The organism is Peteryoungia rhizophila (assembly GCF_004912145.1).
Taxonomy (GTDB): Bacteria; Pseudomonadota; Alphaproteobacteria; order Rhizobiales; family Rhizobiaceae; genus Allorhizobium; species Allorhizobium rhizophilum.
This window is the reverse complement of the sequence record NZ_STGT01000004.1, coordinates 582,676-608,450: the sequence shown is the minus strand read 5'-3', so window position 1 is coordinate 608,450 and position 25,775 is coordinate 582,676. Positions and strand designations below refer to the sequence as shown.

The window sequence follows — 25,775 nt, the reverse complement described above, 5'->3', positions numbered from 1 at the left end:
CCGTGTAGAGGCTATTTAGTAATGCGACAGCCTCGCCTCTTGATGCACTGGTCAATACCAACGTCGGGAGCAAGGATGGCGACTTCGAGCTTGGTCGAGACCATGAGCGGTTGGAGTCGTCATGTCCTTTTTGATCACCATGTCGCGGAAAGAAGTGCATCGCCTCGAAGTCATTCAGAAGATCCGTGACGACCGCCTGAGCGTCGTACAGGCTGCCGAGCAGCTCGATCTCAGTCGAAGTCAGGTCCATCGGCTGCTGCAGGCCTATGACCTTGATGGTGCAGCCGGTCTGGTGTCAAAGAAGCGATCACGGCCGAGTAATCGGCGCCATAGTGAGGAGTTCCGCAATGCGGCACTGGACCTGATCCGCGAACCGTATCTTGATTTTGGGCCGACGCTGGCGCGCGAGAAGCTGATCGAGCTGCATCGGATTTCTGTCGCCAAGGAGACGTTGCGGCAATGGATGACCGAGGCGGGTATCTGGATCTCGCGTCGTGAACGCAAGAAGCGTGTTTTCCAGCCTCGTGGTCGGCGCGATTGCTTTGGTGAGCTGGTTCAGATCGACGAGCATGATTGCCGGTTCGGAACCCGATCCTGCCCGATCGAGAGCAGCGCAAGACGCATGGCTGCCTTGCACAAGAAATGTTTTCCAACTGGTCAAAATTCAGGCATTGTGCCTGAAGTTGATGCTTGTGGCGGCTTCCTCCCAGTTCCGTCGCATCAGCTGTTCCCCTCTGGAGGTTTTGACCTTCAAAATTTATGGGCCGCGGTCTCGACCGGCGGCCCTTTTTTTTGCCTGTCTCTGATGCGCGCGTTTTGATGGCTGGACCGCCTTCGATCACGCGTCTGGAGCCTAGCGGTCAGCGATGTCACATATCTTTTGTGCGACAGCGTTGAAGTAGCGCTCGCGCATCACACGCATCGGAATCTCACCGGCAATCCACTGCTCCAGCAGTGCCATGAAGGCTTCGTCGTCCTTGAGCGATATGCCACGCATGACTGAGCGATCGAGTGCACGTTGCGCAATGCTTCTACGTGTTTCGGGATCGGTGCTCATCTGGAATCGGCCTCGGTCTCGGTCTCCAAGCATGGCGGCGACGGCTATCAGGAGATCGTCGTCGCCGCGACTTGAAATCTTGCCCCATCAACAACATATGACGTCCACCTCCCGTTGATGCGACGCCCTGCTGGCGACCCTGGTCGTGGCGTTTGGCGTCGTCGGGGAACAGGAAAGGGCGCTCCCGAAAGGTCGAGCGCCCTTTTTTCTGTTCTGGACCGTTCCGGCTCGGTCTTTCCGTCACAGTCAACTTCGGCCTGGGTGTCGATGCCATGGTGAACCCAGTATGCTGGCCTCCCGGCTAGCCGCCCAGCCAGGCGGCTGCGATCGGGCTCATGAGCGATGTCGCAACTGCGTTCAAGGCCATCGCGATGCCGGCAAAGAGCCCGGCTGTTGGATTGACGTCATAGGCGCGTGCGGTTCCGATCCCATGGGAGGTCAGCCCCACTGCAAATCCACGGGCGGCATAGTCATCGATCCGCATCACATTCATGAAGGGTGTCACGATCAACGCCCCTGCAATGCCTGTCACAATCACCAGAACAGCCGTCAGGGAGGGGTCACCCCCCAGTGACTGTGAGATGGCCATGGCCACACCGGCTGTTGCCGATTTCGGAAGAAAGGACAGAAGGATGTCGCGGGGAAGGCCTGCCAGCAGCCCAAGGGCCAGGACGGACGCCACCGCCACGAATGACCCTATCAAAAGCGCGACCGATATCGGCAGGAGGAGCGGTCTCACCTCGCCCCATTGCCGGTAAAGCGGAACGGCGATGGCGACAGTCGCAGGTCCCAGAAGGAAATGAATGAACTGGGCACCGGCAAAGAACCGCTCATAGGGGATCTCCGCTGCGAACATGCAGGCCGAGATTGCCAGGATAGACATGAGGACGGGGTTGGCGAGCGGATGGCGTCCCAGTAGCCGCGAAACCCCTTGCGCTGCAATCCAGACAAGGAGTGTGAGCGTTAGCCACAGGAGCGGTGACGCCGAAAGGTAGACCCACAGATCAATCGGGGATCTGTTCATGGGGAAGGTCTCGCTGCGATCAGACGCCTGACCGCGATGAACACCCACACTGTGACGGCGAGCGTCACCAGCGCCGATATCACCAGGACTGCGAAGATTGCTGTCCCATGCGTACCGATGACACCGCTGAGCGCGACAACCCCAACGCCGGCCGGGATGAAAAACAGCCCCAGATTGCCCAGAAGCGTATCGGAAGCCCTCTCGACTTCCGCAACGATATGGTCCGCGCGAAACCGTGCGATCAGTGGCAGAGCGACCGCCAGCAAAACCAGGCCGATCACGGGCCCCGGAATCTTGAGGCCAGTCAGGAAGACGATGCTCTCGCCGGCCAGTTGAAACAGCAATAACAGCGCAAGCCCGCGAAGCATGAGGTTCTCCGATCATGCTGATCAATGCCACAGGCAAGACCTTATGGTCTGCGCAGCGATCGTCAACCGCAGCTCAACTTCAAGGCCAGAACCTTTGTCCCGCATTGGAGCCAGTGCCCCTGTGAACCCTCAGGACCATCGGTGAGGCACCGCCTGGCCACTTGCGAACAGAAGTACAAACACATGGCTTCAAATTGTAGGCCTGGTCGGGGTCACTTCCTTGGATGATGTGCGAGTGAGCCCATGCCGGTCGGCCCTTCGGTTCTGCTGCGGTCTGCACAGTGGTCGGCCGTTTGAGGGCTGCATTCGTCGCCGTTCGGCGCCCGGCTGCGATCGCCCTGCCCGGCTGCAGACCGGCTGGGACCGTAACTGCTCCGGGTTCGAATGGGGGGACATGGCCAAGGCTGCAACCAATTCTCATCCAATCGCCCCGGGAGAAAGGATTGCCGAGATTGGTGGTTGCGTCCTGGCTCGCCGTTGCGGCTGGGACACGCGGGCGATCTTCCAGCCCGTACCTGATACGCAACGCGCGTCCAACGTCCTGCATGGACTGCAGCCAGTGGCCGGGCAGATGCAAAGAGGCGCATGAAGGCATGTATGCGCAGGCTGTTCAGAGCCGATCGCCCCGATCAGAGGGGGCGGACGCCATAGGCTGGATTGCAGAGACATTGGTGTCTTCTGCAATGCTCAAATCGAGCTTTCCCCAGATCGACGGCTTTTCGTTGCCGGATTTCGGCTTCCGTGATTGCTTGATCTCAACGGTGAACGGCTTTGTCTGCTGACGCATATTTTCTCCAGGCGACGAATCTCTGGTCAGTTTTATCGCGAGATTGGCTTCGAGCAAGCAGGCACTGGCCAAGGGCCCCAAGGGCAATGTGTGCCCTGTGCATATTCTAGGAATGTGCTGCCGGATCGGCGGCAGCCCATCGCAGATGTGACGCATGCGCAGGCACCCAATCCTATCCCACCGCATCAGCGGTGCTCCATTCACGGGCTCGATGGGGCAGGTCTGACAGGAGAGCGGCTTCGCCTCGATCGTTCTGCCGCAACGGCGCTTTTGACATTTTCATCCCCTGGCGAAACCCACCCCACTCGACCGGTCGAGCGGGGCCCCCGGATCATCGCCATTCCTCGCGGGGCAAGAAACTGTCTCAGGCGCCGCCCTTCACGTTGTTTCGGCCCGATCGCCACCCCGCCCGCGCGACCGCGACGGGGACCCCGGCTGGGTGCGGTCCGATCGTCCCCGGTCTTTTCGACTGCCATCGAGGCCGCAATGGAGCGACCCGATCAAGCGAAAAGGAATAGGACAATGGCTACCATCGGCACTTTCACCTCTACCGAAAACGGCTTCACCGGATCGATCCGCACCCTCGCCCTCAACGTCAAGGCGCGCATCGCCCGGATCGAGAACCCCTCGGACAAGGGCCCCCAGTTTCGCATCTTCGCCGGTTCCGTTGAACTTGGTGCGGCCTGGCAGAAGCGCTCCGCCGAGACCGACCGCGACTACCTCTCGGTCAAGCTCGATGACCCCAGCTTCCCGTCTCCGATCTATGCGACGCTCACGGAGGTCGAAGGTGAGCGTGGCTACCAGTTGATCTGGTCCCGACCGAACCGCGACTGAAATCGCCTGGCCCCGCCGACAAGGCGGGGCTTCCCATTTCACGCAAGGTTGGTGAAGACCAACACTGAGCCCTCCATCATTTCTCTTGCGTATCGAGAGAGAACTTGTGACCGGGCGCAGCAGCTGTGCCACCATCAGGCATTCTGAAAGCGTGCCCGGTGCCTACAAAGTATTATCGCTTTCCTGCTCGGCGATCTGGCCTTGTAGCCAGCCAGGAACTCCGAGATCATATGCCTATTGCCCCGATTTAACGACGTCGCGAAACGCGCCAAATTAATCCAGGCTCCATCGGCTCCAAAAGATGAGGGTAAGCGCATTCCGAGGCCAGAATGACCGGGTACCCGCGGCTGGCTCGATCCTTCTAGTGGAATTCCGCCTGCCCGGCCCTCACGGACCTTATGGAATAGCCGCGCTGTCTCGTTTTCGGTTTAGGCCGCTCCCTTGCGGGCTCGATGCGGCATGTCTGACCAGGGCCGGCTTCGCCTTGATCTAGCTCCCGCAACGTCAAGTGACAGATTTGTCGACCCCGAGGCTGCCTCTCCACACCCTTCGACAAATCTGTCACTTGCCGTCCTCCACTCCGTTGCGGCCCAATGACCTCCCCATCGCAGATGCGCGATGGGGACACCGGTCGGGTGCGGTCTGATCGTCCCCGGTCTTTTCGACTGCCATCGAGGCCGCGATTGGCGCGGCCCGAAACCTCGAAGAAAAGGAACAGGACAATGGCAACCATCGGTACTTTCACCCCCAACGACACGGGTTTCGCGGGCTCCATCCGCACCCTCGCCATCAACGTCAAGGCGCGGATTGCCCGAGTGGCAAACCCCTCCGAGAAGGGCCCGCAGTTTCGCGTCTATGCCGGCAGCGTCGAATTTGGGGCCGCCTGGCTGAAGACTTCCGGTGACGGACGCGACTACCTCTCAGTCAAGCTCGACGATCCGAGCTTTCCGGCCCCGATCTACGCAACCTTGACCGAGGTAGAGGGCGGAGATGGCCATCAGCTCATCTGGTCCCGTTCGGACCGCGACTGAGCTTTGGAAGCCCCGCCCGCAAAGGGCGGGGCTTTCCGTCCGGCGTGTACTTTGGACTTAGCTCACGTGTCACACCTGCCTCCGGCCTCGTCCAATGGCGGTAGCCGCCCGGTGTTTTTCGATAAGTTTGAATAAACTACGGAAATGCCAGGCTTTGACTGTCAACTCGTCCTCTTCGACGACAATAACTCCAAGACTGTCTTGCACGACTGATGTTTCGAGGTTCTCGACAGATATCGGAAAATAGGAAGGGGCCGCTTGCGGCCCCCTTTGATGCTTTATGGCTGTCATCTCGGCTGCTTCCCGGCATCGTTTGACTGATTAGGCGGATGGGCCTGTCTCAATCGATGGGCTTGCCTGTTCAATCCTGGTTGGACCGAGGCTGTCTTTCAAGTTTGGCGGCGGCGGCTGATAGCCGCGTCTGCGCTTCTTGCGAAGGATATCGAGAAAAAGCCGAACCGCCTCTCCTTCCTGCGCGAACTGGTGATGTTTCTGCTGTCCGCGCTTTCCGATCCGTCCCCAGCTGCGGATCAGACAGGTCTGTCCGAAGAGGTCTGGCGCGATCTCCATCGTATAATAGCGGGCCATGTTTCGATCAGGTTCGTGGCGTTCACAATAAATTTTATAGGGCTGTGTGATCATGCCTTGATGATCAATCGATCCGGTAGCGAGGTCCAACGAGAGTTTTGAATCGATCGGGCGGGACCGATTCAAGATCCTGATGGGTGGTGAGGCAATGACAAGCTCGGTTCTCGTTCCAATCCATCATCGTCTTTCGAAATGTGGGTATGGCGACTATGTGGGGACAGAATGCTGACACCGTATTTTGATGATGACGAGGCGATCGGCCCGGAGGATCTGCATTTCTTGCACGAGGTCATGGTGGAGCTTTGTCGCGATCGACAGATAGAGACGAAGAGTGAGGAAGGCTCGGCCCTGGCCTCGGTTCTCGTTGGCCTCTACAAGTCCGGTTTCCGCTCCCGTCAGGAACTCTTCTTCATGGCCGGTGAGTGAGCACGCTCCTTTGCAGGCGCATCGTTACCCCGGCAGGCTTCGTAGTCTGGGCTAACGCAGATCCGGCGGTTGCTGCTGCCCCGCCTGACCTTGCAGTTCCACGCACCTCGATCGCGCGTCAACGCAGTGTCTCATATCCTGCCTTCGGAACCAGATCGCCCGCCCACATTTGAGCGGCGGATTGCCGGCGGTGAAGACGATTTGCTCGTCGGCACGCATGAGGAGCACTTCATGCGGGAGGATCAGCGGTCGCGCGGTGAGCTGCTTTGACCGCGTACGAGAACTTCCCCGGGCCTGAAAACTCCTGCTCACCTGGTCGATCTCCACCGTGGTCATGCCACAGCGACGGGATATGTATTCCGCGGTCTCCGGATCGTTGATGGCGGCAAACGAAATCCAGCTTGAACTCTCGAACCATTTGCTCGATGCATCGCGCCCGCCATATGTTTCGCGCAACTGGCCGATCGACTGATAGATCATCAGGAGCGTTATGCCGTATTTGCGACCCGCATCCCTTGCCGTCTCGAGAACGCGCATGTAGCCGAGCCTCGCCACCTCGTCGAGCAGGAAGAGCGCACGAGAGTTCAGCTTGCCTTCGCGATTGTAGATTGCGTTGAGAAAAGAGCCGATGATGACCCGCGCCAGGCCCGAATGGGTCTCCAGCGTCTTCAGGTCGATATTGATGAAGACATCCTTCTTGCCGGACGCGACCTCGTCAGTGGAAAATGCCGAGCCTGAGACGAGGGCTGCATAGTTCTCGTAGGACAGCCAATGGGTTTCCTTGATCGCATTGGCATAGACACCGGAGAAGGTTTCCGGCGTCATGTTGACGAAGGCGGCGACATTCTCCCTGACGAATTTGGAGGCGGAATTGTCGTAGATGTCCTGCAGGCGCTCGCGCAGTTCTTCCTCCGGCTCTGCGAGATTGGCGCGCACGGTTCGCAGCGTCTGGTTCTCTTCCAGTGTTCGGCCAGAGAGGCAGACATCGGCAATCATCGCCGTCAGGAGCTGCAGTCCTGTCGAGCGAAAAAAGTCGTCGCGCACGCCCGTTGCCCGCCCGTTATCGCTCATGATCCAGGAGGCGACCGAGGCGATGTCTTCTTCCTTGGTGTTGCCGAACCTTCCAATCCAGTCCAGCGCGTTGAAGCCTGTTTCGGGGTGGCGTGGATCCAGAACCACGGTTTGTCGACCGATCTCATTCCTGTAGTCGAGCGCCCGGGCCGCGACGTCTCCAGACGGATCGAGTACAACAAGCGTTCCGCCCCATCTGAGTGCCGTCGGGATCACGACAGAGGTCGTTTTGAACCCGCCCGACCCGGCAAAGGCGATCCCGTGCGATGAACCGAATGAGCCATCAAAACACAGAAGGGGCGCCCTGCCCCCTTGTCCCCAGCTCGCCTCGTCATCAGCCCGGAACCCATGGCTTGCGTGGTGGTCCCGGTCGACCCGGTAGGCCTCACCGATGACGATACCGCCTGCTTTACCAAAGAGCTCGGCTGCCGCAGTCATTCCCATCCAGTCGGCCTCCCCATGCAGGGCGCGACGCCCCGAGATCCGTCGCGGTGCCCCTGTGCCAAAAGCCGCATTGCCGATAAGTGCGACCCTCAGCGCAAAACAACCTGTCATCATCAGTGTGGTTGCACCGACCAGGCTTGCAGGGTCGACAAGAGCGAGAATGCGTGCGCCAGGTGCTTCTTCTTCGGCAAGAGCCGAAAGACGCCTCAGCTCCCGAACGCCTGCTATGGAAATCGCCGGGACAGTTCCCAAGAGCACACCCCATGCAAGAGACTGGATCTGTCTTGAGCCCGCTGATGCGAAGAGCAGGATGATGCCGAGCCCTGCGGCCGTGAGGGCGGGTATCGCAATGCCGATCCGGGCGAGTGCGCCTCTTGCGTCGGACGTCGCTCCAAAACTCTGGAGGTCGTGGTGGGCCCCGTCCAGAAGAAGCATGGCCGCGACCATGGCAAGGCCTGGTGCCATGACACAGAAGGCTCTAGTCGCCGTCATGAGCGAAGGCCTCCGCACCGCGTGTTCTCAAGCGTTTCCGTTCTTCTTCGTCCACCTTCAGCCTTTGGGCAAGTTCGATCAGGGCACCCAGAAGCACGGCGCGTTTTTCATAACGCAGGCCGGCTTTTACGATGAGGCCGCCGAGCGCAATCTTTTCGCGCGTGTCCTGTTTGCGGGCGTCATTGGTTGCGGTTCTGGCCATGCGATCAAGCCTCGCCAGTTCTGCCTTGAGCCGTGCCAGGTGAGATCGACGCGGCCTCTGGCTGCGCGCCCTCGCTGGGTTTTGAGCTGCGCGATCGTGTATCAACCGAGCCGTGTTTGCGTGTTGCAGGGTCCGTTCGAAACCGGTTAGTCAGGTCCTCGAAGGCGGCCAGCAAGGCGCTGTCTTCGATTTCGATTTCGCCGAGCCCGGCCTTGAGTGCGATCCGGCCTATGCGTTCGGCTTCGCGTGTTTCGGCAGCTTTCAGGACATCCTGAAGCTTTGCGATTTCTTCCCGGATTCTGCTGGAGGTCTTCTTCATGCGCCGTCGTCTCCCTGGCTGCATCATGGTCTCGTGGGTGAAAGGATTGCAGGGAAGTGCGTGCTTCGCACTAGGGTTAATCCTGCAATACCCGCAGAGGCAGATGCGGGTGATGATCCCGGCCGATCCGAAGGAGCGGCGTCCAAGGGCGCAATTATACGTCGCTGACGCGACGTTCTGCTTCGGGCCTTGCCCGGTGGCGAGCCTGAGCGGCGCGCCTTTAAAGGCCAGGCGATGTGTTCACGAAAGGAGATCTGGAGCGCGATGGCAGTCCCGCATTTCTCGGTCAACATTCTCGGCCGCGGCAAAGGGGGCAGCGCCGTGATGTCGGCGGCCTACCGTCACTGCGCCAGGATGACCTTTGAGCGGGAAGGTCGTCTGGTCGACTACACGCGCAAACAGGGGCTGGCCCATGAGGAGTTCGTCATCCCCCAGGATGCGCCGGATTGGCTGCGCGTCATGCTCGCCGACCGACCAGTGTCGAGCGCATCGGAAGCCTTCTGGAATAAGGTCGAAAGCATCGAGAAGCGGTCGGATGCCCAGCTTGCAAGGGACGTGACCATCGCCTTGCCGATCGAGCTTTCGACAAGCCAAAACATCAAGCTCGTGCGGGATTTCGTCGCCCAGCAGATCACGGCGCGCGGCATGGTGGCGGACTGGGTCTATCACGATGTGCCGGGCAATCCGCATATCCATCTGATGACCACCTTGCGGCCGTTGACCGAAGACGGGTTCGGTCAGAAGAAGGTGGTGGTCGCCGGACCTGATGGGCGTGCCTTGCGCAATGACAGCGGCAGAATCGTTTATGAGATCTGGGCCGGCGGGCGCGAGGATTTCAACGCCTTCCGCGATGGCTGGTTCGCCTGCCAGAACCATCATCTGGCACGTGCCGGTATCGATCTCAGCGTTGATGGCCGTTCCTTTGAAAAACAGGGGATCGAGCTTGCTCCGACAATTCATCTCGGTGTCGGGACAAAGGCGATCGAGCGGAAAGCCAGGGTCGCGCGGGAGAAGGCTCCGCTCGATCAGCTTGCGCGTCAGGAGGAGCTACGCCTTGAAAACAGCGAGCGGCTGAAGCGCAATCCTCTGATCGTGCTCGACATGATCTGCCGGGAAAGAAGCGTCTTCGACGCCCGGGATGTGGCCCGCATTCTCCACCGCCATATCGACGATGCCGGCCAGTTTCAGAGCCTGATGGCGCGCATCCTGCAAAGCCCTGAAGTGTTGCGGCTCGATCGCGAGCGTCTCGACTTCGTGACGGGGACCAGGACGCTGGCAAAATACACGACGCGGGAGCTCATCCGGCTCGAAGCCGAGATGGCCAATCGCGCAAACTGGCTTTCCAGGCGTGAGTCACATGGCATCAAGCAGCAGGTGCTCGAGAGGGTCTTTGTCCGTCATGATCGTCTGTCTGACGAGCAGAAAACGGCCATATCCCATGTTGCGGGAAACGAGCGGATTGCAGCCGTGATCGGCCGCGCCGGCGCTGGCAAGACGACGATGATGAAGGCGGCCCGGGAGGCATGGGAGGCGGCCGGTTACCGCGTTGTCGGTGCAGCCCTTGCCGGCAAGGCGGCGGAGGGCCTGGAAAAGGAAGCCGGCATTTCTTCGCGCACGCTGTCGTCTTGGGAACATGCATGGGCAGTCGGCCGTGACCCGCTCGATGCTCGGAGTATCTTCGTCCTCGACGAGGCTGGAATGGTGTCGTCGCGGCAGATGGCGTTCTTTGTCGAGGCGATCGTCCAGGCCGGTGCCAAGCTCGTTCTGGTCGGCGACCCCGAACAGCTCCAGCCGATCGAGGCAGGTACGGCTTTCCGGGCGATAGCGGAGCGGATCGGCTATGCCGAGCTCGAGACGATCTATCGTCAGCGCGAGCAATGGATGCGCGACGCCTCGCTCGATCTTGCGCGTGGGTATACGGCACGCGCGGTGGAAGCCTATGAGGCGAAGGGCAAGCTGATCGGTGCCGAGCTCAAGGGGGATGCGATCCTCGGTCTGATCGGCGACTGGGACCGTGACTACGATCCGGCAAAGTCCATGTTGATCCTGGCACATCTGCGACGGGATGTCGGTCTCCTGAACAGGTTGGCTCGCGAACGGCTGATTGCACGCGGCGTGATCGACATCGGTTTCGCCTTCCGGACGGCCGAGGGACGTCGGGATTTCGCAGCCGGCGACCAGATCGTCTTTCTGAAGAACGAGGGGTCGATCGGTGTCAGGAATGGCATGCTGGGAAAGGTCGTTGAAGCCTCAGCCGGTCGTCTTGTCGTTGAGGTCGGAGACAGCGAGCACCGCCGTCGGGTGTCGGTCGAGGAGCGCTTCTACAACAATCTCGATCATGGCTATGCAACGACCGTGCACAAGGCCCAGGGCGCCACGGTCGATCGCGTCAAGGTGCTGGCCTCGCTCTCGCTCGATCGTCATCTGACCTATGTGGCGATGACACGCCATAGAGAGGATCTCGGCATCTATTATGGTCGCCGATCCTTCGCCAAGGCCGGTGGGTTGGTCGGGATCCTTTCGCGACGCAACACCAAGGAAACGACGCTCGATTATGCGGGCGGTCGCTTCTATGGCGCAGCACTGCGTTTCGCCGAGGCGCGCGGTCTCCACCTTATCAACGTGGCTCGAACCATGGCTCGTGATCGTCTCGAATGGACGGTTCGCCAGCGCGAGAAGTTGAACGCGCTTGCCGGTCGGCTTCTTGCAACAGGCACGAGGATCCACCGCATCATGACTGCGCGAAAATCCGTGTCTGATGCAGGCGTGGAGGCAAAACCCATGGTGGCCGCTTCCATGGTGGAAAGCCCCTTGGTGTCTGGCGTGACCCTGCATGCCAGATCGGTCGGCCAGGCGGTTGAAGAAAGGCTCCTTGCTGATCTGGTTGTCGTCAGGCAGTGGCAGGACGTCTCCTTGCGTTTTCACCTTGTCTATGCCCAGCCGGAAGCAGCGTTCCGTGCAATGGACGTCGATGCGATGCTGCGCGATCGGGGGCAGGCAGAACGGACCATTGCAAGGATTGCCAGCGAGCCTGAAGCCTTTGGCCTTCTCAAAGGCAAGACCGGCATGCTTGCCAGCCGCACTCACCGGTCCGACCGCGATTTGGCCGTCAGGAATGTCGCGGCCCTTGCCGGTAGTCTGCGCGATTATACGCGCCTGCGCGCGGAGGCCGAAGAGCGATATCGCAACCTGGAGCTTGCAACCCGAAAACAGGCCGCGTGCGAGATCCCGTCACCCTCCGCCCAAGCGCTTGCGGTGCTGGAGCGACTCAGCCGCGCAGTCGATCGCAACGCGTTTACATCCGTGCTCGAACAGTCCGTCCTGGATGACCGCGTGAAGGCGGAACTCGATGATCTTGCCAAGGCCGTGGCAGAACGGTTCGGAGAAAGAACCTTCCTGCCGCTTGCAGCGTCCCGAGCCAATGGGGAGGTCTTTCAGCGTGTCACGTCCGGCATGAATGCCACCCAGAGACAAGAGATGGAAAAGGCCTGGGACGTCATGCGGACCGTGCAACAATTCAGTGCCCATGAGCGCAGCACAAAGTCGCTGAAGGCATCTGAGGCGCTGCGGCAGAGACAATCCAAGGGGTTTTCCCTCAAATGACGCCCCGGTCGGAAATCCGTGCACGCTACGAGAAGCGCCGGCGCCGTATCGGCGGACTGCTCATCGGGTCCGTGGTCCTGACCATGGTCGTCGTCGCGGGCGGATATTGGGGCTTTCGGCTCAATCTGACGCCCAGTGCGGCGCTTGGCATCTGGAGGATCGAGGCAATCGAGCGACCGGCCCGAAAGGGCGATCGGGTTTTCATTTGTCCTCCCCTCTCCGGTGCCCTGCAAGAGGGGTTGAGGCGCGGCTATCTTCGACGGGGGCTTTGTGTGGGTGGGGTGGCGCCACTGATAAAGACGGTGTCGGCCACATCCGGGCAGTTTATCTCCATTGCCGAGTTTGTCCGGATCGATGGGGAGGTGTTGCCCCATTCCAGGCTCATGGAATTTGACGGCGAGGGTCGGCCGCTTTCACCTCATGTCGGCGGTCTCGTCCCGCCGAGTGCGGTCTATCTGCATTCGGATTTTCCCGGCTCGTTCGATTCCCGATATTTCGGGCCTGTCGCGACGACGAACATCCTCGGTTTGGCACAGGAGGTCTGGACCCGTGAGCCCTGACCGCGTCCGTGTCTTCGTGTCGCCCGTGCTCTCGGCCAGCATAGGCTGGATCGCGTGGAGCGGTCATGTGCTGGCACTTCCCACCGCCGCCCTCTATCCGCTTATCTGGTCATGGGCGCGGACGCGCAGACAGGCAGGCGTCGTTTCGGCGGTCTATTTCCTGGCCGCGTCCCGGGGTCTGCCCCAGGGTGTCGCGAATTACTACGCTTTTGACATCTGGCCGGGCCTGTTGCTCTGGCTCATTGCCTCATCCGCCTTTGTCATCGTGCATGCGGCTTCGTGGACGGACACGGTCGGATGGCGAAAGCCGTTTCGGTTTCTGGTTGCCTGCATTCTCATGGCGGTGCCCCCATTCGGCATTACGGGCTGGGCCCATCCCGTCACCGCGGCCGGTGTTCTGTTTCCGGGTGGGGGCTGGTGGGGGTTGCTTGCGATGGGAACGATCCTTGCGCTTATGACGACGCGATCCTGGCGCATAATCGCAGTCATCACTGCGGGTTTCTGGCTCTGGTCGGCCATTCATTGGACGGGGCCGAGAGTGGCTGAAGGCTTTCAGGGTGTCGATCTTCAGATGGGCGCGGGCCTTGGACGCGACGCAAGCCTCGAGCACCAAAGGGACCTGATTGCCCTGGTTCGCGACAATGTTCGCGACGATGCCCGGGATCCTGCGGCCGACATGATCGTTGTTCTGCCTGAAACTGCACTGGGTTTCTGGACACCGGGCCTGGTTCGTCTCTGGCAGAGGGAACTTGCCGGTTTCGGGATCACGGTTGTTGCGGGTGCAGCTCGCATCACCCCTGAGGGCTATGACAATGTACTCGCTCTGATCTCGCCGGAGACCAATGATGTCGTCTATCGCCAGCGCATGCCTGTGCCCGGATCGATGTGGCAACCGTGGAAAGGACTGTTCGGGGACGGCGGTGGTGCAAGGGCACATGTCTTTGCAAATCCGGTCGTCCGAATTGGAGATCGCGATGTCGCCGTGCTGATTTGCTATGAGCAACTGATCGTCTGGCCAGTGCTGCAATCCATGCTGCATGATATCGATCTGGTGATTGCGGTGGGAAACGGCTGGTGGACGGAGGAAACATCCATCCTGGACATTCAGCGGGCAAGTGCCGAGGCCTGGGCTCGCCTCTTCGACAAGCCGCTCGTCCTGTCCTTCAACAGGTGATTTGATTTCTATCCAGGGCCGATGACGGAATGCGTCCTGTGCTTCGCCCTCCTGCATCGTCATTTGCGAGAAGCCCGCTGCCGCAATTGCGACCTCCCGGCACCCGTTGCCGGCTAGGTAACCGGTCTTGGTCCCGCCCTCGCCTTCCGCTTCCCTTCGGCTCGATCCTGGTATGCGATCGGCGCAATGGTGCGCTGCAGCAATATCGCTTTGAGATTTCAGGAAAGGTAGGTATATGTCCAATTGCTGATGAGCGCACCTTCTCCCGCGTGATTCGCAATATCGGACAGAGTCTCCTCCCTAGAGTGTCCGGTCATGGGTACTGGCAATCCTCCTCCCAGCCAGTGCTCAACAATCATAAAAGGCTCGCTGCACTCCTCCCCGCAGCGGGCCTTTTTCATGTGCTCAGGCTTTATCCCAGACGGTCTTCACCGCGTCCTTGGCATGTCCCCTTGCCTGCTGGAAGACTTTGCGTGCCGGGCATCGCGCTCAGGCCTGCTGAGCTGAACCCCATGCCTTGATCGGACGGTGGCCGGATGTTGAGCTTCGACGAGGGGGCGGACGGTGTTTGCCGCGCGATTACCGGGAGGTCGATTTCTCGCGCATCGAGGAGGCAGACACGAAAAAGCCTCTTCTCGGCTCTCTATGAGAGTGTTCCCGGAGGTTTCATTTCATGTTCGATTCACGCAAACTCACTGCCGTCTTCGTCCTGTCTTTCTGCTCGGCGCTGTCCGCGTGCAAAGCCGATCCCGTCCAGACGTCCCCGGTCGGATCATGCAATGAAGACGCCGCTCGAAGCCTTGTGGGCCAGGCCAAACCGACAGATGCCGAGGCGATGCGGGTGACGAATTCCACGAGCGTTCGCCAGATCGAACCCGGTCAGATGGTGACGCAGGATTACCGAGCGGATCGCGTGACAATCGAGACCGATCCGTCGTCCGGGCGGGTTGTTGCTGCCCGGTGCGGCTGAGCCTGCAGATCGGAGTGGCTTAAACAGGCCGTGCATCAGATCCGCAACATGGCCTGCTCTGGAGGCTGTCGAGGCGGGCCCGCGGTAATCCTTCAGACCAGGCCTTACTCGATATTATCGAGAGCAATGTCCAGAGACTGCCGGGTAATGACAATAGCTTGAGCGAAAGACGGGAGCGTCCCGAGTTGGACCTTGTCGGTTCGGCGAGCACCGCTCTGGCCTTTGCTGGTGTCAGCCTGCTCGTCGTAGTCATCATGGCCATCTTCAAGCTCGTGCCGAGCTCTGAGGATAGTCACTACTGAACCGCTCTGGCTGCGAACTAGACGCAAAATCACTGCTTGATGGCGCCGGCGGTACCCTGACGAAGAAGTACGCCACGCCTGCCATTTGGCAGGCGCTCTCAACATATGCTGGCTTCAGCCGGAGATGGTAAGTCCGATGTGCCAGCCAGACTGACGGCGATCCGCCGTCAGGCGAAGGGCGCGTAGCCCCGTTTCGGAACAAAATTCAAAAGCCCCCGCACCACGAAGAGCGCCGAGACGAAGGCGGCCACGAAGCCGATCGCGATGATCAGGCCGTCGTCTGCCGTGATCGCATTGCGGTTCTTGTAGAGATCCAGTGTGAATGCGCCGAGCATGGGCGGCATGGCGAGGAAGAAGGAAAACTCCGCCGCCGAACGCTTGTCGGCGCCGAGCAGCAACGCCCCGACGATCGTGGCGCCCGAGCGCGACGTGCCAGGGATCATCGCCACGCATTGGCAAAACCCGATTTTCAAGGCGAGTGACAGCGGATATTCGGTGACGTCGTGATACCGGGGCTTCAGCGGCAGGCGATCGATCCAGAGAAGGACGAAGCCAACCAAGATCAGGACAACGCAGATCAGCAATCGGCGTTTCAAAGAGAACGGTCTTGATGAAAGCATGCGCGAGAAAGCCGATCACGGCCGCCGGCAGAAAACCCAAAAGAACCGCGCCAACAAAGCGTCGGCTTCAGCGCTGGTCGGCAGCGAGAGCGCAATGCCAAGCAGCTTGGCGAAATAGACACTGAGGATCGCCAGGATCGCGCCCAGCTGGATCAGAACGGCAAAGGTGTTGCCCGGCGATTCGAAGCCGAGGAATTGCCGGCCAGCAGCACATGCGCGGTGGAGGACACCGGCACGAACTCCGTCAGGCCAAGCATGAGCGAGCTGACGATCTTGGGTAATGCCCTCTTAACTGGCGTTTCAGTCCAGTAATCCCTCGTCAGCTGCTTCAGTCCGCCTCGTCCTTTATCGCCCCGCACCAGACATTCGCCGAAGGCACGATGACCGGCCGTGTCTGAAGTGTCAGAGTGTAACGCTCAGAAAGCCTGCTCGCCATGTTCCGCACGATGTCATGCAGGGCCTCCTCGCGTGCGGTGGAGTCAATTCCGGCCCAGTTACTTGCCACGGCATCCGGAATGTCGTGCAGCGCGCTTTCGATATGGCGAATGACGCGGCTCTGGATGACCGGGATGCCTTGGCGGCTGAAGAGCAGCATGAGGCTTAGGCTGCTGGCAATTTCTTTTGCCATCTCTGGTACTAAGTGGAGATCGCGACGACGGCTGCGCCCACATCCGGCAAAGCTGCGTACCGTAGCCCTTCGCAGACAGGCAAGGGCGATGCCCAGGCGAAGATCGAGGACCTGAAGTGGGTCTTCTTGCATAAGCATGTTTGCCTCTGTCGGTGTGAACAGTAGAATTTGTTCTCATTATGTTCTCATTTTGCCGAGGTCAAGCTCCGTATTGGCGCCTATCGCTGCCCTTACCCTTTCCTCCTCCTTACTGTCCGACCGGATCAGGCCATGACTGGCTTACCTCACGAATACTGGCTAATGGGTCGGGATGGAGGTCCGAAGAGGGCGCTATCTTCAGTAAATTGATGGATGACCGGCATATCGTCGGGCTGGCGACCGATCTCGAAGTGCTCCGGACACTAGACGCAAACGAGTTCCACTTCATATCAGTTTGATGTCCTTGGAAATGGCGACGAGATGCGGCACGGTCGCCGCCCCGAGCTTTACTCTCGCCGAATCGAGATAGTGCTGAACCGTTCGCGTCGAAAGGTGGGTGAGCAGGCCGATCTCCACCCCTGTTTTGCCTTTGGCGGCCCATGTAAGGCACAAGAGTTCGCCTGAGGACAAGCGTGCCTTGCCTGCACTTTTCGAATGCCCGCCGATATGGCTCAGTCGATAGGAAAGCGCCATCAGGACCGGCACCGCATCGCTCAAATCCTGTTGTTTCGGCAGGCGGAAGTCGCCCCTTGCGCTTGCAAAACTTAGCAGGAGCTGTCTGTCGAAGCTTGCTCTGGCGGAGATTGTCAGTCCATGCGCGACACCGTGCTCGATCGCATTTGCTGCAAAGCGTTTCAGCGGCCCGCCTGGGGTGGAAAGCCAGCCCGGCGCAGACCAGAAGAAGGTTCCACTGCTGCGCCTTGCTTGAGCGACAACAGGATCGAGGCGGAAGAAGCGCTCGGCAAGATACAGACGTTCCCACTTCTCAGGATAGTCGCCGAAGTATCGAGCCTCACCTCCATGTAGTTCGAGAAAGGCATGGTGTGTGAAGCCGTTTCGCAGGGCAAACGACTTCATGGCCCGGGAGATGGCGCTTCGGGTAACTGCCGTGTCCACCATGTCGAGAAGGGTTCGGAACTGGACGGTCATTCGCGGATCTCCTTCCTCCGCCAGCACCTGACGGATGCGCGTGATTGAAAGGCGCAGGTAGGCTTTCTTCGGGACAGTCTCTCATCACCTTCGCCTTGATGCGAGAGGCAGAGAGCTTGCAAACCTGCTAGGAGCCTAGTGCATCTCCCCAACGGTTCTTTTCGGTCAGTTGGATGCAGCGCTCTCATCGTGACGCTCTCCGTGATCTGTCGTCCCTGGCACCGGCAACTATCAATTGTACGTCATAGCTATTAGACCCCCCGCCGTTATGGCGGCACGTTCTCGCTGGGAACAACCAGAAGAGAGCGAGAAATTGCCATGAGCATGCGACGTCTGATCGTCAGCCTTTTGCCGTTGATTGGTATTGCCGGTATGGCCGGAACAGCTGATAGGGTTTTGGCTGATCAGCTGATTTTAAACAGCTACGGCGGTCCTTACGAGGATATCATCCGCGAGCGGATCATCGAGCCGTTCGAGGCAGAGACCGGAATTGAGGTGATCTATGATGCGGTGGGCTCGTCGTCGCAGGATTATGCGAAGATCAAGGCCACGGGCGGCCGGCCTGGTTTTGACATCGTGGTGATGACCGCCGCCCAGGCCTTGCAGGGCTGTCAGGAAGGCCTGCTGGTAAAGCTGCCTCTCGATTTGATTGGTGAGCTTTCTGCACTTTCTCCGCGTCTTTCTGGCGTGGCCGGGCCCTGTGGCGCCGTGCATGAAGTGCAGTATATGTCGCTTCTCTATCGGACCGATCATGTCGAGGGGGTGCCTTCGTCCTGGAATCTGTTACTGGATCCGGGCCTTTCCGGTCGCGTGATCCTGCCGACCTTCCAGAATGTCATGGCGGTCAATCTCCTTCAGGTCATGTCCGTCATGAATGGCGGCGGATTGGTGGATGACCTCGATCCGGGTTTTGCCGCCATGGCCGGTATTGCGCGGCAGTCGATCGGCTTCGAGCAGTCGTCCGCCATTCTCGAAAGCTACATCAAGGATGGATCCGTCTGGGCCATGCCATTCTGGAATGGACGCGCGCAGCTGCTTGTCGATTCCGGCGCTCCTGTCGATTATGTCCGGCCCCGGGAAGGCACTATTCCTCTGATTGCCACGCTGAGCGTGCCCGTTGGTGCTGAAAACAAAGAGGCGGCCTTTCGCTTCATCGATTTCTTCCTGAGGAAATCCAGCCAGGAAGCCTGGGTCGAAGGTTACCGCGTTGGTAGTGCTCGGACCGATATTGTCGTGCCCGAAGAGCTTCGCGATCGCCAGATCCCGGAGGTCGAACTTGATACCCTGTTGTTGCCGGACCTCGCTCTGATGGCCGAGCGCATGCCTGTATGGTCTGAGCGCTGGGATCGCGACGTCGTTCCGGCGGCGAGGTAACTCTGATGGCAAACACTGTTTCTCTTGTCCTGCCCGCGACGCGCTTGCAGGCAGCGGGGCAGGCGCATCTTTACGTTGCGCTCTCGCCCTCCGTGCTGATGCTCCTCGTCTTCTTTGCGCTCCCGATGGGCATGATGATCGGCCTCAGTTTTTCTGATCCAGCATCAGGGCTGCCATCGCTTGCGAGTTATCATCGTTTCTTTACCGATGGGCTTTCGCTTCCCGGGATCATGCGGACTGTTTCGATGTCGCTCTGTGTCGCGATAGCCGTGACCGTGCTCGGCTATCCAGTTGCCTACTATCTGGCTAGGGCCAGGGGGCGGACGCGTGCGATTGTCTTTGCACTGGCCCTCGCGCCGGAGCTCGCGGGTGTCGTGCTTCGCACCTATGGCTGGCTGATCATCCTGGAGGATCGCGGCTTCATCAATGATGCGCTTCTGCATCTCGGCCTGATTTCTTCGCCCTTGCCCCTTTCAAAGAACATGTTTGCCGTGGTGGTGGGGCTGACCCATGTGGTTCTCCCGTTCGGCATCCTTTCGCTGATGACCAGCATTCAAGGCATCGATCCCAACCTGGAGCGGGCCGCTCAGGTTCTCGGTGCCAACAGGGCAAGCGTCATGCGCCACGTGGTTCTGCCGCTATCGGTGCCTGGCATCGTCAGCTCACTGATGATCTCCTTCACCATGGCGGCCAGCGCCTATGCCACCCCTGCCCTTCTCGGCGGCGCCGGCTTCAAGGTTCTGGCGACCATGATCGCCGAGCAGGTGCTCTTCTATGTCAACTGGTCCTTTGCCGCCGTCATGGCCAATGTCCTCTTCCTGATGATGCTCGTGGTTTCTTATCTCGGCATCCGCTTCGAGGCGCGTCGACGAATTCGGTTGATTGGCCGCGGAGGTCATGGATCATGAACAGGATTTCCAGCTTTTTGTTTTGGGCTTCGCTGGGCGGTGTCCTCGTCTTCATCACCATGCCGATCCTTGTCGTGCTTGCCGCTTCCTTCAGCCCGACCTCGGAGGTCACGCTCGACCCACGGCTCTGGACGCTTCGCTGGTACGCCGATCTCTTCGATCCGCGTTGGCTCGAACCTTTCTGGCTGAGCGTCAGGATTGCCGTGATCGTCAGTGTCATCAGCGGGATCGCCGGTCTCTTTGCGGCTTATGCCATCGTCTTCGAGCGGTTCCCAAGGAGCGACATGGTCATGTCCTTCCTCCTGTCGCCGCTTTCGGTGCCGCAGATCGTCAAGGGGGTGGCAATCGTCCTCTTCATCTCGCAGCTCGGCCTGCAGCAGTATCTCGGGACCGAGGCGCTGATTGCAGCCCATGTCGTGCTGACGCTTCCCTTCGTCACGCGCATGGTGGCCGGCTCGATTGCGAATTTCGACCGGGGCCTGGACCAGGCGGCGCAGATCCTGGGCGCCGGCAGGCTCGATCGGCTCCGTTTCGTCCTCCTGCCGCTGATCAAGCCAGGTCTTCTGTCCGGCGTTACCTTCGCCTTCATCATCTCCTTCAACAATATCCCGCTTTCGGTGTTTCTCGTCCGTCCGGGCGACACCACACTGCCGATCAAAGTGATCAACCATCTCGAATACAGCCTCGATCCCGTGATGGCGGCCGTCAATGTCGCGTCGATGATCTTCATCCTCGCGGCGATCTTCATCTTCGAAAAAATCGGCGGCTTTTCCGCTCAACTCCACGGGGGAAGCAAATGAGTACTCTCGATATCGAACTGCAATCCGTCACCAAGTCCTATGGCGTCGTGCCCGTCGTCCGGAACATGAGCCTTGCCGTGCCGCCGGGCGAATTTGTCAGCATTCTCGGGCCCTCCGGTTGCGGCAAGACAACCACGCTCAACATGATTGCCGGCTTTGCCGCTCCCTCCGCGGGCGACATTAGGATCCGCGGCAGGAGCCAGGTTCGGGTGTCACCGGAAAACCGGAATATCGGGCTCGTCTTCCAAAACTATGCCCTCTTCCCGCATATGACAGTGGCCGAGAATGTCGGCTTCGGGCTGAAGATGCGCAAGGTGCCGCGCGCCGAGATGGAGGGTCGGATCGTGGAGGCGCTTGAAAGCGTACATCTTTCAGGCTTTGCCGATCGCTATCCTCGGGAGCTTTCCGGCGGCCAGCAACAGCGTGTGGCGCTGGCGAGGGCTATCGCACCGCGCCCATCCGTACTTCTGCTCGATGAGCCTTTGTCCAATCTCGATCTCAAGCTTCGTGAGGCCATGCGCATCGAACTCAAGGAGATTCAGGCCGCACTTGGCATGACCTTCATCTATGTGACCCATGACCAAGAAGAGGCCATGGCCATGTCAGACCGGATCGTCGTGATGTGGCAGGGTGAGATTGCTCAAGCTGGCCGGCCCGCAGACATCTACAGGCACCCGCAGTCCAGTTTCGTCGCCAATTTCATCGGGCGTTCGAACCTGATCCCTGTGTCTTCCTTCCGGTCCTCTGCAGACGGGACGGAGATATTGCTCGGATCGTCAGGTTTGAGGCTGACCTCGTCAGATCGGCCTGTCGCGGATGCGCCTCGTTTCCTGTGCATTCGACCGGAGAGCCTTCGCATCACTGGAGACGCCGAGACAGCATCGGCGGGGGGGAACAGGCTCACAGGCACGCTCAGGCGGATCGTCAATCTCGGTGCCCAGCTCGATTTGTCCATCGAGATTGCGCCCGAACTTTCGCTCTCCGTCGTCATCCCCTCCTCGCAGTCTGGGTTGCTGCCGGCCATTGGCGAGGAATGCCGAGTCTTCGTGGCCGCAGAGGACGTAACGCTTCTCAGCCATTGAGACGCCCAGCGATCGGGCTCGGCTATCAATCGGGCCCGATCGCTATTGGAGAGCCAGCCGTCACCCGGCCTAGGCTTTGGTCGACGGCAATAGCCGTAACCGGTGATATCGACGCCACCGGATCAATCTCGAGGAGACTGATTATGATGCTCAAGGACAAGATCCACGCCACGCAGAATTCCACCAATGTCTGCGCCGAAATCGAGGGTTTCGACTTTCATGACTATGACGACCGCGACATCGCGGAATTGCGCAGGCTGTGGCTCCAGTTCGGCGTGCTGCGGTTCAAGCGGACCCAAATCAGCGATGCGGACCAGGTGCGTTTCTCGAAGCATTTCGGGGACTTCGTCATCCATCCCAAGCAGCTGCAGGAGGGCGGCCATCCGACCCATCCGGAGATCCTGGTGATTTCCAACCAGATGAAGGATGGCAAGCCAAGCGGCGCGCTCGGCAACAGCGAGGCAACCTGGCACACCGATACCTGGTTCTACGAGCGCCCGCCGGCGGGTGCCATCCTGAGGGCCGTCCAGGTGCCACCGTCAGGTGGGGACACTTACTTCCTGTCGACCTATCTCGCCTACGAGAGCCTGCCCGAGGCGCTGAAGAAGGCCATTACCGGCCGACAGATCTTCTTCCAGAACGTCTATGACAAGACCGGCAAGCTGCGGCTCAACAAGACGGAACCGAAAACGACTGATTTCCGGGAATGGGACGGTGTGGTGCATCCGCTGGTGCGCATGCATGGCGAAACCGGCCGCCAGGCGCTTTATCTTGGTGGCACGATCGAAGGCGCTTGGATCGTCGGCATGCCGATGGACGAGAGCCTCAGCCTGCTCAAGGAGCTTTGGGATCACACAACGGGTATGGCCGATATCTTCGTTCAGACCTGGGAAGAGGGCGACATCATGATGTGGGACAATCGTTGCACCATGCATCGCCGCGACGGTTTCGATCCCACCACGATCAGAATCATGCACCGGACCACGACGTCAGGCGAGCGCCCGGTCTGAAATGGCATGCGAGAGCAGGATTCAATCATGAGCATCGACTATCATGTGGCGCCTTGCCACCCGCCTCTCTCGAGGGAGCTCCTCGACCTGTTCTCGCAGACCGAAACCGCAACCATCGGTCATGTCGAGCATGTCGGCTTTGTCGGCGATGCCATCCTGCCCATCTATCCGGCGCGGGTTGCGGGCCAGGCGCTGACGGTCGCTGCCCCCGGGCGGGACGGAACGGTCATCTACAAGGCAATCGATCTCCTGCAGCCGGGTGACATCATCGTCATCTCCAGAGTGGATCGGGACGATATCGCCTGTGTCGGTGGCGGTGTGGCGCTCGCCGCCCGGGCGCGGGGGGCGGCCGGCATTGTCATTGATGGGCCGGCGACCGATCTCGACGAGATCATGGCTGTCGGCCTGCCCGTCTGGTGCCGTGGCCGATCTTCGCGCACGAGCAATCGGCAGATCGCTGTCGGTGGGTCGATCAATGTGCCGGTTGCCTGTGGGGCTGCGGCCGTGCTTCCCGGATATGCAGTTCTTGCCGATCCGGAGGGGGTCTTCGTCGCCGATCGGGACCGCATGGGGGCGCTTGCCCGCCTCGCCATCGAGCGGCAGAAGCGCTCGGTTCTTCTGCGCTCCCATCTTGCCGAGGGGCGCTCCATCTTTGATTTCGATCGCGAGAAGAACACATGAATATCTCAATGATCCAGATGAGTTCGCAGCCCGACCGTGCTGCGAATCTCGCCCAGGCTCTTCTTCTGATGGAGAAGGCCTGCGCGCAAGGGAAACCAGACCTCCTGGTGCTGCCGGAGCATTTCGACTGGACGGGCGGAACGCCTGACGACAAGCGGCGGGCCGCCGATTGTGTCCCCGGTGGCGAGGCCTACGAAGTTTTGCGCAAATTTGCCAGGGACGCCGGAGTGGCGATCCATGCCGGCAGCCTGCTCGAGCGCCGCCTCGGTGATGAGAGGATCTTCAATACCACAGTTGTCTTCGACGCATCCGGAGCCGAGATCGGTCGCTACAGCAAGATTCATCTCTTCGATATCACAGCACCGGACGGCAAACGTTATGCAGAGTCAGCCACCGTTGCACCCGGAGATGGCCTCTTTGTCTACGACATCGCAGGCTTCCGGATTGGATGTGCCATTTGCTATGATCTGCGTTTCTCCCGGCTGTTCGACCGGCTGGCAAGTCTTGACGTGGATGTCGTGATCTTACCGGCCGCCTTCACGCAGCAGACCGGCCGGGACCACTGGGAAGTCCTGTGCCGTGCCCGGGCCATCGAATTCCAGTGCTTCTTCGTCGCTTGCGGTCAGTGTGGCTCTTACGAAGCGCCCGATGGCGAGCGCCGTTTCATGTTCGGGCATTCGTTGGTCGCCGATCCCTGGGGGCGAATTCTGGCCATGGCTGGTGACGAGATCTGCGTGCTGGAGGCCATGCTCGACAAGTCGCTCGTCAAAGAGGTGCACAGCATGATCCCGATGCGTGAGCATCGCCGGGATATCAAGGACATGCCGATCCTGATAGCCGAGATAGGTGGGAGGTAAGGCAGATTGGACGCTGGCTTCAGCGGCTGTCCTTGTCGATCGCCAGAAGGTCGAGATGGCTGACGCCCAGCGTCATGGCAAGCTCATGGATGGTCACGATGGTCGGGTTGCGCCGGCCGTTTTCCAGGCCGCTCAGATATTGCTGGCTGAAGCCAGAGCGCAAGGCGAGTTCTTCCTGCGTCAGGCCCTTTTCCCGACGCAGGCGCGCAAGGTTTCTGCCGACCAGTTTGCGCATGTCCATGCCTGTCTGATGGCAGGCTGGTCCGGCGAAGTTTATCAACTATAGTATGTAATGGCGGCGTGGCCGGTGCTCAAGCTGTTTAGATATCCTGGCGCCGATCCGAGGTGGGCCGAGGATTTCACCGTGGAAAGGGAAGGTCTGCCCAGATGCGCAGAGTGACATCGCTCGATTGTGCGGTTGCTGATCTACTGCGAAGGCGCCGGGTGGCTCTGGGCCTCAGCCCGCGTTCAATCAAGGCATTGGCTGGTATCGAGCCCTGTGACCTCGCACGCTACGAGACAGGGTCGAGGCCGATTCCCAAGAGACGCTTCGCGCTTATCTGCCAGGCGCTTTCCATCGAACCTGACATCCTTCTCGCACGCGCTTCAATCTATGGAGCCGGTTGCCTTGTTCTGCCCGATCAACAGGATGTCGACCCCATGGGGCCGCGTTGTGTACCGACACTGACGCCGAATGCATGACAGCCTTGCCTCTCTATGGCATGACAGCTTGAACTGCGTGGGTCCGTAATCGATTCGATCCTGATCCCTGTCCACTTTTTCGCTCCCACTGGCGCCCAGCCTTGCGGCCCATCTCCTCATTGCTATCATGGATTGATGAATATTCGAAGATTCGCCCGTTTCGCTGCATGGACTGGTCTGGCTCTCATTGTCTTCGTTACGATCTTACCGATCGATGCTAGGCCGTCGACTGTGACGACGACGGATCTCGACAGGGCGCTTGCCTTTATCGTCATGTCCGGCCTCTTCATCATCGCCTATCCCAGGCGTGCATTGGCAATTTCCATTGCCTTGTTTCTCGCCGCATTCCTGATTGAACTGACACAGTTTGCGTCTGTCACCCGACACCCCCAGATGCATGACGCAGTCATTAAGGCTCTCGGCGTGATGGTCGGGGTCATCGGAGGATTTGTGGTCAATCTCCGGCTCCGAAAGAGCGCTCGCGCCGGAGAGCCAAGAAAGTAGTGCTTTTAGGTCTGAGAACTCGAGGTTCCTGAATTGCTGGGGCAGCCATTTTTTGATGTTTCAGCAAACTCTGCACTCTGTACGGCTGTGCCCCCACCTGGCGTCTCAAGACATCGTGGATACCAGCATTTGGGACCACATCGGGGAAGGGAAACGCCGCTATCGCGTCCCCCTCGCCCTGCTGTTGAGGGCTGGCGAACTGGCGTCTCTCAAGCCTCGTCTGTCAGCA

General features: G+C 59.8%; 28 protein-coding genes and 2 pseudogenes. 18 read left to right on the top strand and 12 right to left on the bottom strand.

The genetic code is table 11. The features are described from left to right. Positions 1–121: 121 nt before the first annotated feature. Positions 122–565 (top strand): annotated as a pseudogene (locus E9677_RS19015) (helix-turn-helix domain-containing protein); the annotation flags it as partial. A 288-nt stretch (positions 566–853) separates the two neighbouring features. On the opposite strand, the gene E9677_RS19010 reads toward E9677_RS19015, so the two are convergent. The 4 genes from E9677_RS19010 to E9677_RS25295 all read right to left on the bottom strand — a co-directional run bounded on the left by E9677_RS19010 (position 854) and on the right by E9677_RS25295 (position 3,236). After that, positions 854–1,057, bottom strand: a complete 204-nt coding sequence (locus tag E9677_RS19010; protein WP_136559594.1) for a hypothetical protein — start codon at positions 1,055–1,057, stop codon at positions 854–856. A gap of 301 nt (positions 1,058–1,358) precedes the next feature. Further along, positions 1,359–2,081, bottom strand: a complete 723-nt coding sequence (locus E9677_RS19005) for an LrgB family protein (RefSeq protein WP_136559593.1) — start codon at positions 2,079–2,081, stop codon at positions 1,359–1,361. Continuing rightward, entirely contained in the window at positions 2,078–2,449 is a 372-nt protein-coding gene (locus tag E9677_RS19000; RefSeq protein WP_136559592.1) for a CidA/LrgA family protein, read from the bottom strand. The genes E9677_RS19005 and E9677_RS19000 overlap by 4 nt, the downstream gene beginning before the upstream one ends. 610 nt (positions 2,450–3,059) lie before the next feature. Then, a complete protein-coding gene (locus tag E9677_RS25295) occupies positions 3,060–3,236 on the bottom strand; it encodes a hypothetical protein (RefSeq protein WP_168801277.1) in 177 nt (58 codons plus the stop codon). Positions 3,237–3,758: 522 nt separating this feature from the next. Here E9677_RS25295 and E9677_RS18990 point away from each other — a divergent pair. Both E9677_RS18990 and E9677_RS18985 read left to right on the top strand, forming a co-directional pair. Then, positions 3,759–4,070, top strand: coding sequence for a DUF736 domain-containing protein (locus E9677_RS18990; protein WP_136559591.1), 312 nt, complete (start codon positions 3,759–3,761; stop codon positions 4,068–4,070). A 722-nt stretch (positions 4,071–4,792) separates the two neighbouring features. Further along, positions 4,793–5,101: a DUF736 domain-containing protein gene (locus tag E9677_RS18985; protein ID WP_136559590.1), complete on the top strand. Its 309-nt coding sequence runs from the start codon at positions 4,793–4,795 to the stop codon at positions 5,099–5,101. A 321-nt stretch (positions 5,102–5,422) separates the two neighbouring features. Here the strand turns inward: E9677_RS18985 and E9677_RS18980 are convergent, their stop codons facing one another. Next, positions 5,423–5,743, bottom strand: a complete 321-nt coding sequence (locus E9677_RS18980) for a WGR domain-containing protein (RefSeq protein ID WP_136559589.1) — start codon at positions 5,741–5,743, stop codon at positions 5,423–5,425. Positions 5,744–5,911: 168 nt separating this feature from the next. Between E9677_RS18980 and E9677_RS18975 the strand changes: the two genes are divergently transcribed. Beyond that, a complete protein-coding gene (locus E9677_RS18975; RefSeq protein WP_136559588.1) occupies positions 5,912–6,115 on the top strand; it encodes a hypothetical protein in 204 nt (67 codons plus the stop codon). A gap of 51 nt (positions 6,116–6,166) precedes the next feature. Here E9677_RS18975 and traG read toward each other — a convergent pair whose 3' ends face one another. The 3 genes from traG to traC are packed head-to-tail and all read right to left on the bottom strand — an operon-like array spanning position 6,167 to position 8,643. Then, positions 6,167–8,122, bottom strand: coding sequence for a Ti-type conjugative transfer system protein TraG (gene traG, locus E9677_RS18970; RefSeq protein ID WP_136559587.1), 1,956 nt, complete (start codon positions 8,120–8,122; stop codon positions 6,167–6,169). Continuing rightward, positions 8,109–8,324, bottom strand: coding sequence for a type IV conjugative transfer system coupling protein TraD (gene traD / locus E9677_RS18965; RefSeq protein ID WP_136559586.1), 216 nt, complete (start codon positions 8,322–8,324; stop codon positions 8,109–8,111). The genes traG and traD overlap by 14 nt, the downstream gene beginning before the upstream one ends. Positions 8,325–8,328: 4 nt before the next feature. Continuing rightward, positions 8,329–8,643, bottom strand: a complete 315-nt coding sequence (gene traC / locus E9677_RS18960) for a conjugal transfer protein TraC (RefSeq protein WP_136559585.1) — start codon at positions 8,641–8,643, stop codon at positions 8,329–8,331. 264 nt (positions 8,644–8,907) lie between these two features. Between traC and traA the strand changes: the two genes are divergently transcribed. The 5 genes from traA (at position 8,908) to E9677_RS25290 (ending at position 15,252) form a co-directional block, all read left to right on the top strand. Beyond that, positions 8,908–12,246: a Ti-type conjugative transfer relaxase TraA gene (gene traA, locus E9677_RS18955; RefSeq protein WP_136559584.1), complete on the top strand. Its 3,339-nt coding sequence runs from the start codon at positions 8,908–8,910 to the stop codon at positions 12,244–12,246. Then, positions 12,243–12,806 (top strand): conjugative transfer signal peptidase TraF, encoded by a 564-nt coding sequence (traF, locus tag E9677_RS18950; protein WP_136559583.1) that lies wholly within the window; start codon positions 12,243–12,245, stop codon positions 12,804–12,806. The genes traA and traF overlap by 4 nt, the downstream gene beginning before the upstream one ends. Then, a complete protein-coding gene (locus tag E9677_RS18945) occupies positions 12,796–13,980 on the top strand; it encodes a conjugal transfer protein TraB (RefSeq protein ID WP_136559582.1) in 1,185 nt (394 codons plus the stop codon). Before traF ends, E9677_RS18945 begins: the two co-directional genes overlap by 11 nt. A gap of 673 nt (positions 13,981–14,653) precedes the next feature. After that, positions 14,654–14,950 (top strand): I78 family peptidase inhibitor, encoded by a 297-nt coding sequence (locus E9677_RS18940; RefSeq protein WP_136559581.1) that lies wholly within the window; start codon positions 14,654–14,656, stop codon positions 14,948–14,950. Between the two features lie 158 nt (positions 14,951–15,108). Next, positions 15,109–15,252, top strand: coding sequence for a hypothetical protein (locus E9677_RS25290; protein WP_168801276.1), 144 nt, complete (start codon positions 15,109–15,111; stop codon positions 15,250–15,252). 167 nt (positions 15,253–15,419) lie between these two features. Here E9677_RS25290 and E9677_RS18935 read toward each other — a convergent pair. The 3 genes and pseudogenes from E9677_RS18935 to E9677_RS18925 all read right to left on the bottom strand — a co-directional run bounded on the left by E9677_RS18935 (position 15,420) and on the right by E9677_RS18925 (position 17,628). Next, positions 15,420–16,129: pseudogene (locus tag E9677_RS18935) on the bottom strand (undecaprenyl-diphosphate phosphatase). A gap of 71 nt (positions 16,130–16,200) precedes the next feature. Then, positions 16,201–16,638 (bottom strand): hypothetical protein, encoded by a 438-nt coding sequence (locus E9677_RS25285; RefSeq protein ID WP_168801275.1) that lies wholly within the window; start codon positions 16,636–16,638, stop codon positions 16,201–16,203. Positions 16,639–16,923: 285 nt separating this feature from the next. After that, positions 16,924–17,628 carry a LuxR family transcriptional regulator gene (locus E9677_RS18925; RefSeq protein ID WP_136559579.1) on the bottom strand — a complete coding sequence of 235 codons (705 nt, stop codon included), beginning with the start codon at positions 17,626–17,628 and terminating at the stop codon, positions 16,924–16,926. 372 nt (positions 17,629–18,000) lie between these two features. Here E9677_RS18925 and E9677_RS18920 point away from each other — a divergent pair, with 372 nt between their 5' ends. The 7 genes from E9677_RS18920 to E9677_RS18890 all read left to right on the top strand — a co-directional run bounded on the left by E9677_RS18920 (position 18,001) and on the right by E9677_RS18890 (position 24,340). Continuing rightward, a complete protein-coding gene (locus tag E9677_RS18920; RefSeq protein WP_235883039.1) occupies positions 18,001–19,002 on the top strand; it encodes an ABC transporter substrate-binding protein in 1,002 nt (333 codons plus the stop codon). Positions 19,003–19,007: 5 nt separating this feature from the next. Then, entirely contained in the window at positions 19,008–19,910 is a 903-nt protein-coding gene (locus E9677_RS18915) for an ABC transporter permease (protein ID WP_136559577.1), read from the top strand. Next, the gene (locus tag E9677_RS18910; RefSeq protein ID WP_136559576.1) at positions 19,907–20,710 is read left to right on the top strand and encodes an ABC transporter permease; all 804 of its coding nucleotides are present in this window, start codon (positions 19,907–19,909) and stop codon (positions 20,708–20,710) included. The genes E9677_RS18915 and E9677_RS18910 overlap by 4 nt, the downstream gene beginning before the upstream one ends. Then, complete coding sequence (locus E9677_RS18905) at positions 20,707–21,792, top strand: ABC transporter ATP-binding protein (RefSeq protein WP_136559575.1); 1,086 nt, start codon at positions 20,707–20,709, stop codon at positions 21,790–21,792. Before E9677_RS18910 ends, E9677_RS18905 begins: the two co-directional genes overlap by 4 nt. Before the next feature lie 143 nt (positions 21,793–21,935). Further along, positions 21,936–22,802: a TauD/TfdA dioxygenase family protein gene (locus E9677_RS18900; RefSeq protein ID WP_136559574.1), complete on the top strand. Its 867-nt coding sequence runs from the start codon at positions 21,936–21,938 to the stop codon at positions 22,800–22,802. A gap of 27 nt (positions 22,803–22,829) precedes the next feature. Next, a complete protein-coding gene (locus tag E9677_RS18895; protein WP_136559573.1) occupies positions 22,830–23,483 on the top strand; it encodes an RraA family protein in 654 nt (217 codons plus the stop codon). Continuing rightward, the gene (locus tag E9677_RS18890) at positions 23,480–24,340 is read left to right on the top strand and encodes a carbon-nitrogen hydrolase family protein (protein WP_136559572.1); all 861 of its coding nucleotides are present in this window, start codon (positions 23,480–23,482) and stop codon (positions 24,338–24,340) included. Before E9677_RS18895 ends, E9677_RS18890 begins: the two co-directional genes overlap by 4 nt. Positions 24,341–24,359: 19 nt before the next feature. On the opposite strand, the gene E9677_RS18885 is transcribed toward E9677_RS18890, so the two are convergent. Beyond that, positions 24,360–24,581 (bottom strand): helix-turn-helix domain-containing protein, encoded by a 222-nt coding sequence (locus E9677_RS18885; protein ID WP_136559571.1) that lies wholly within the window; start codon positions 24,579–24,581, stop codon positions 24,360–24,362. A gap of 146 nt (positions 24,582–24,727) precedes the next feature. On the opposite strand from E9677_RS18885, the gene E9677_RS25945 reads away from it, so the two are divergent. Together E9677_RS25945 and E9677_RS18875 are read left to right on the top strand one after the other, a co-directional pair. After that, a complete protein-coding gene (locus E9677_RS25945; protein ID WP_136559570.1) occupies positions 24,728–25,042 on the top strand; it encodes a helix-turn-helix domain-containing protein in 315 nt (104 codons plus the stop codon). A gap of 135 nt (positions 25,043–25,177) precedes the next feature. Beyond that, on the top strand, positions 25,178–25,546 hold the full coding sequence (locus tag E9677_RS18875; RefSeq protein ID WP_136559569.1) for a VanZ family protein: 369 nt from the start codon (positions 25,178–25,180) through the stop codon (positions 25,544–25,546). Positions 25,547–25,775 lie beyond the last annotated feature (229 nt).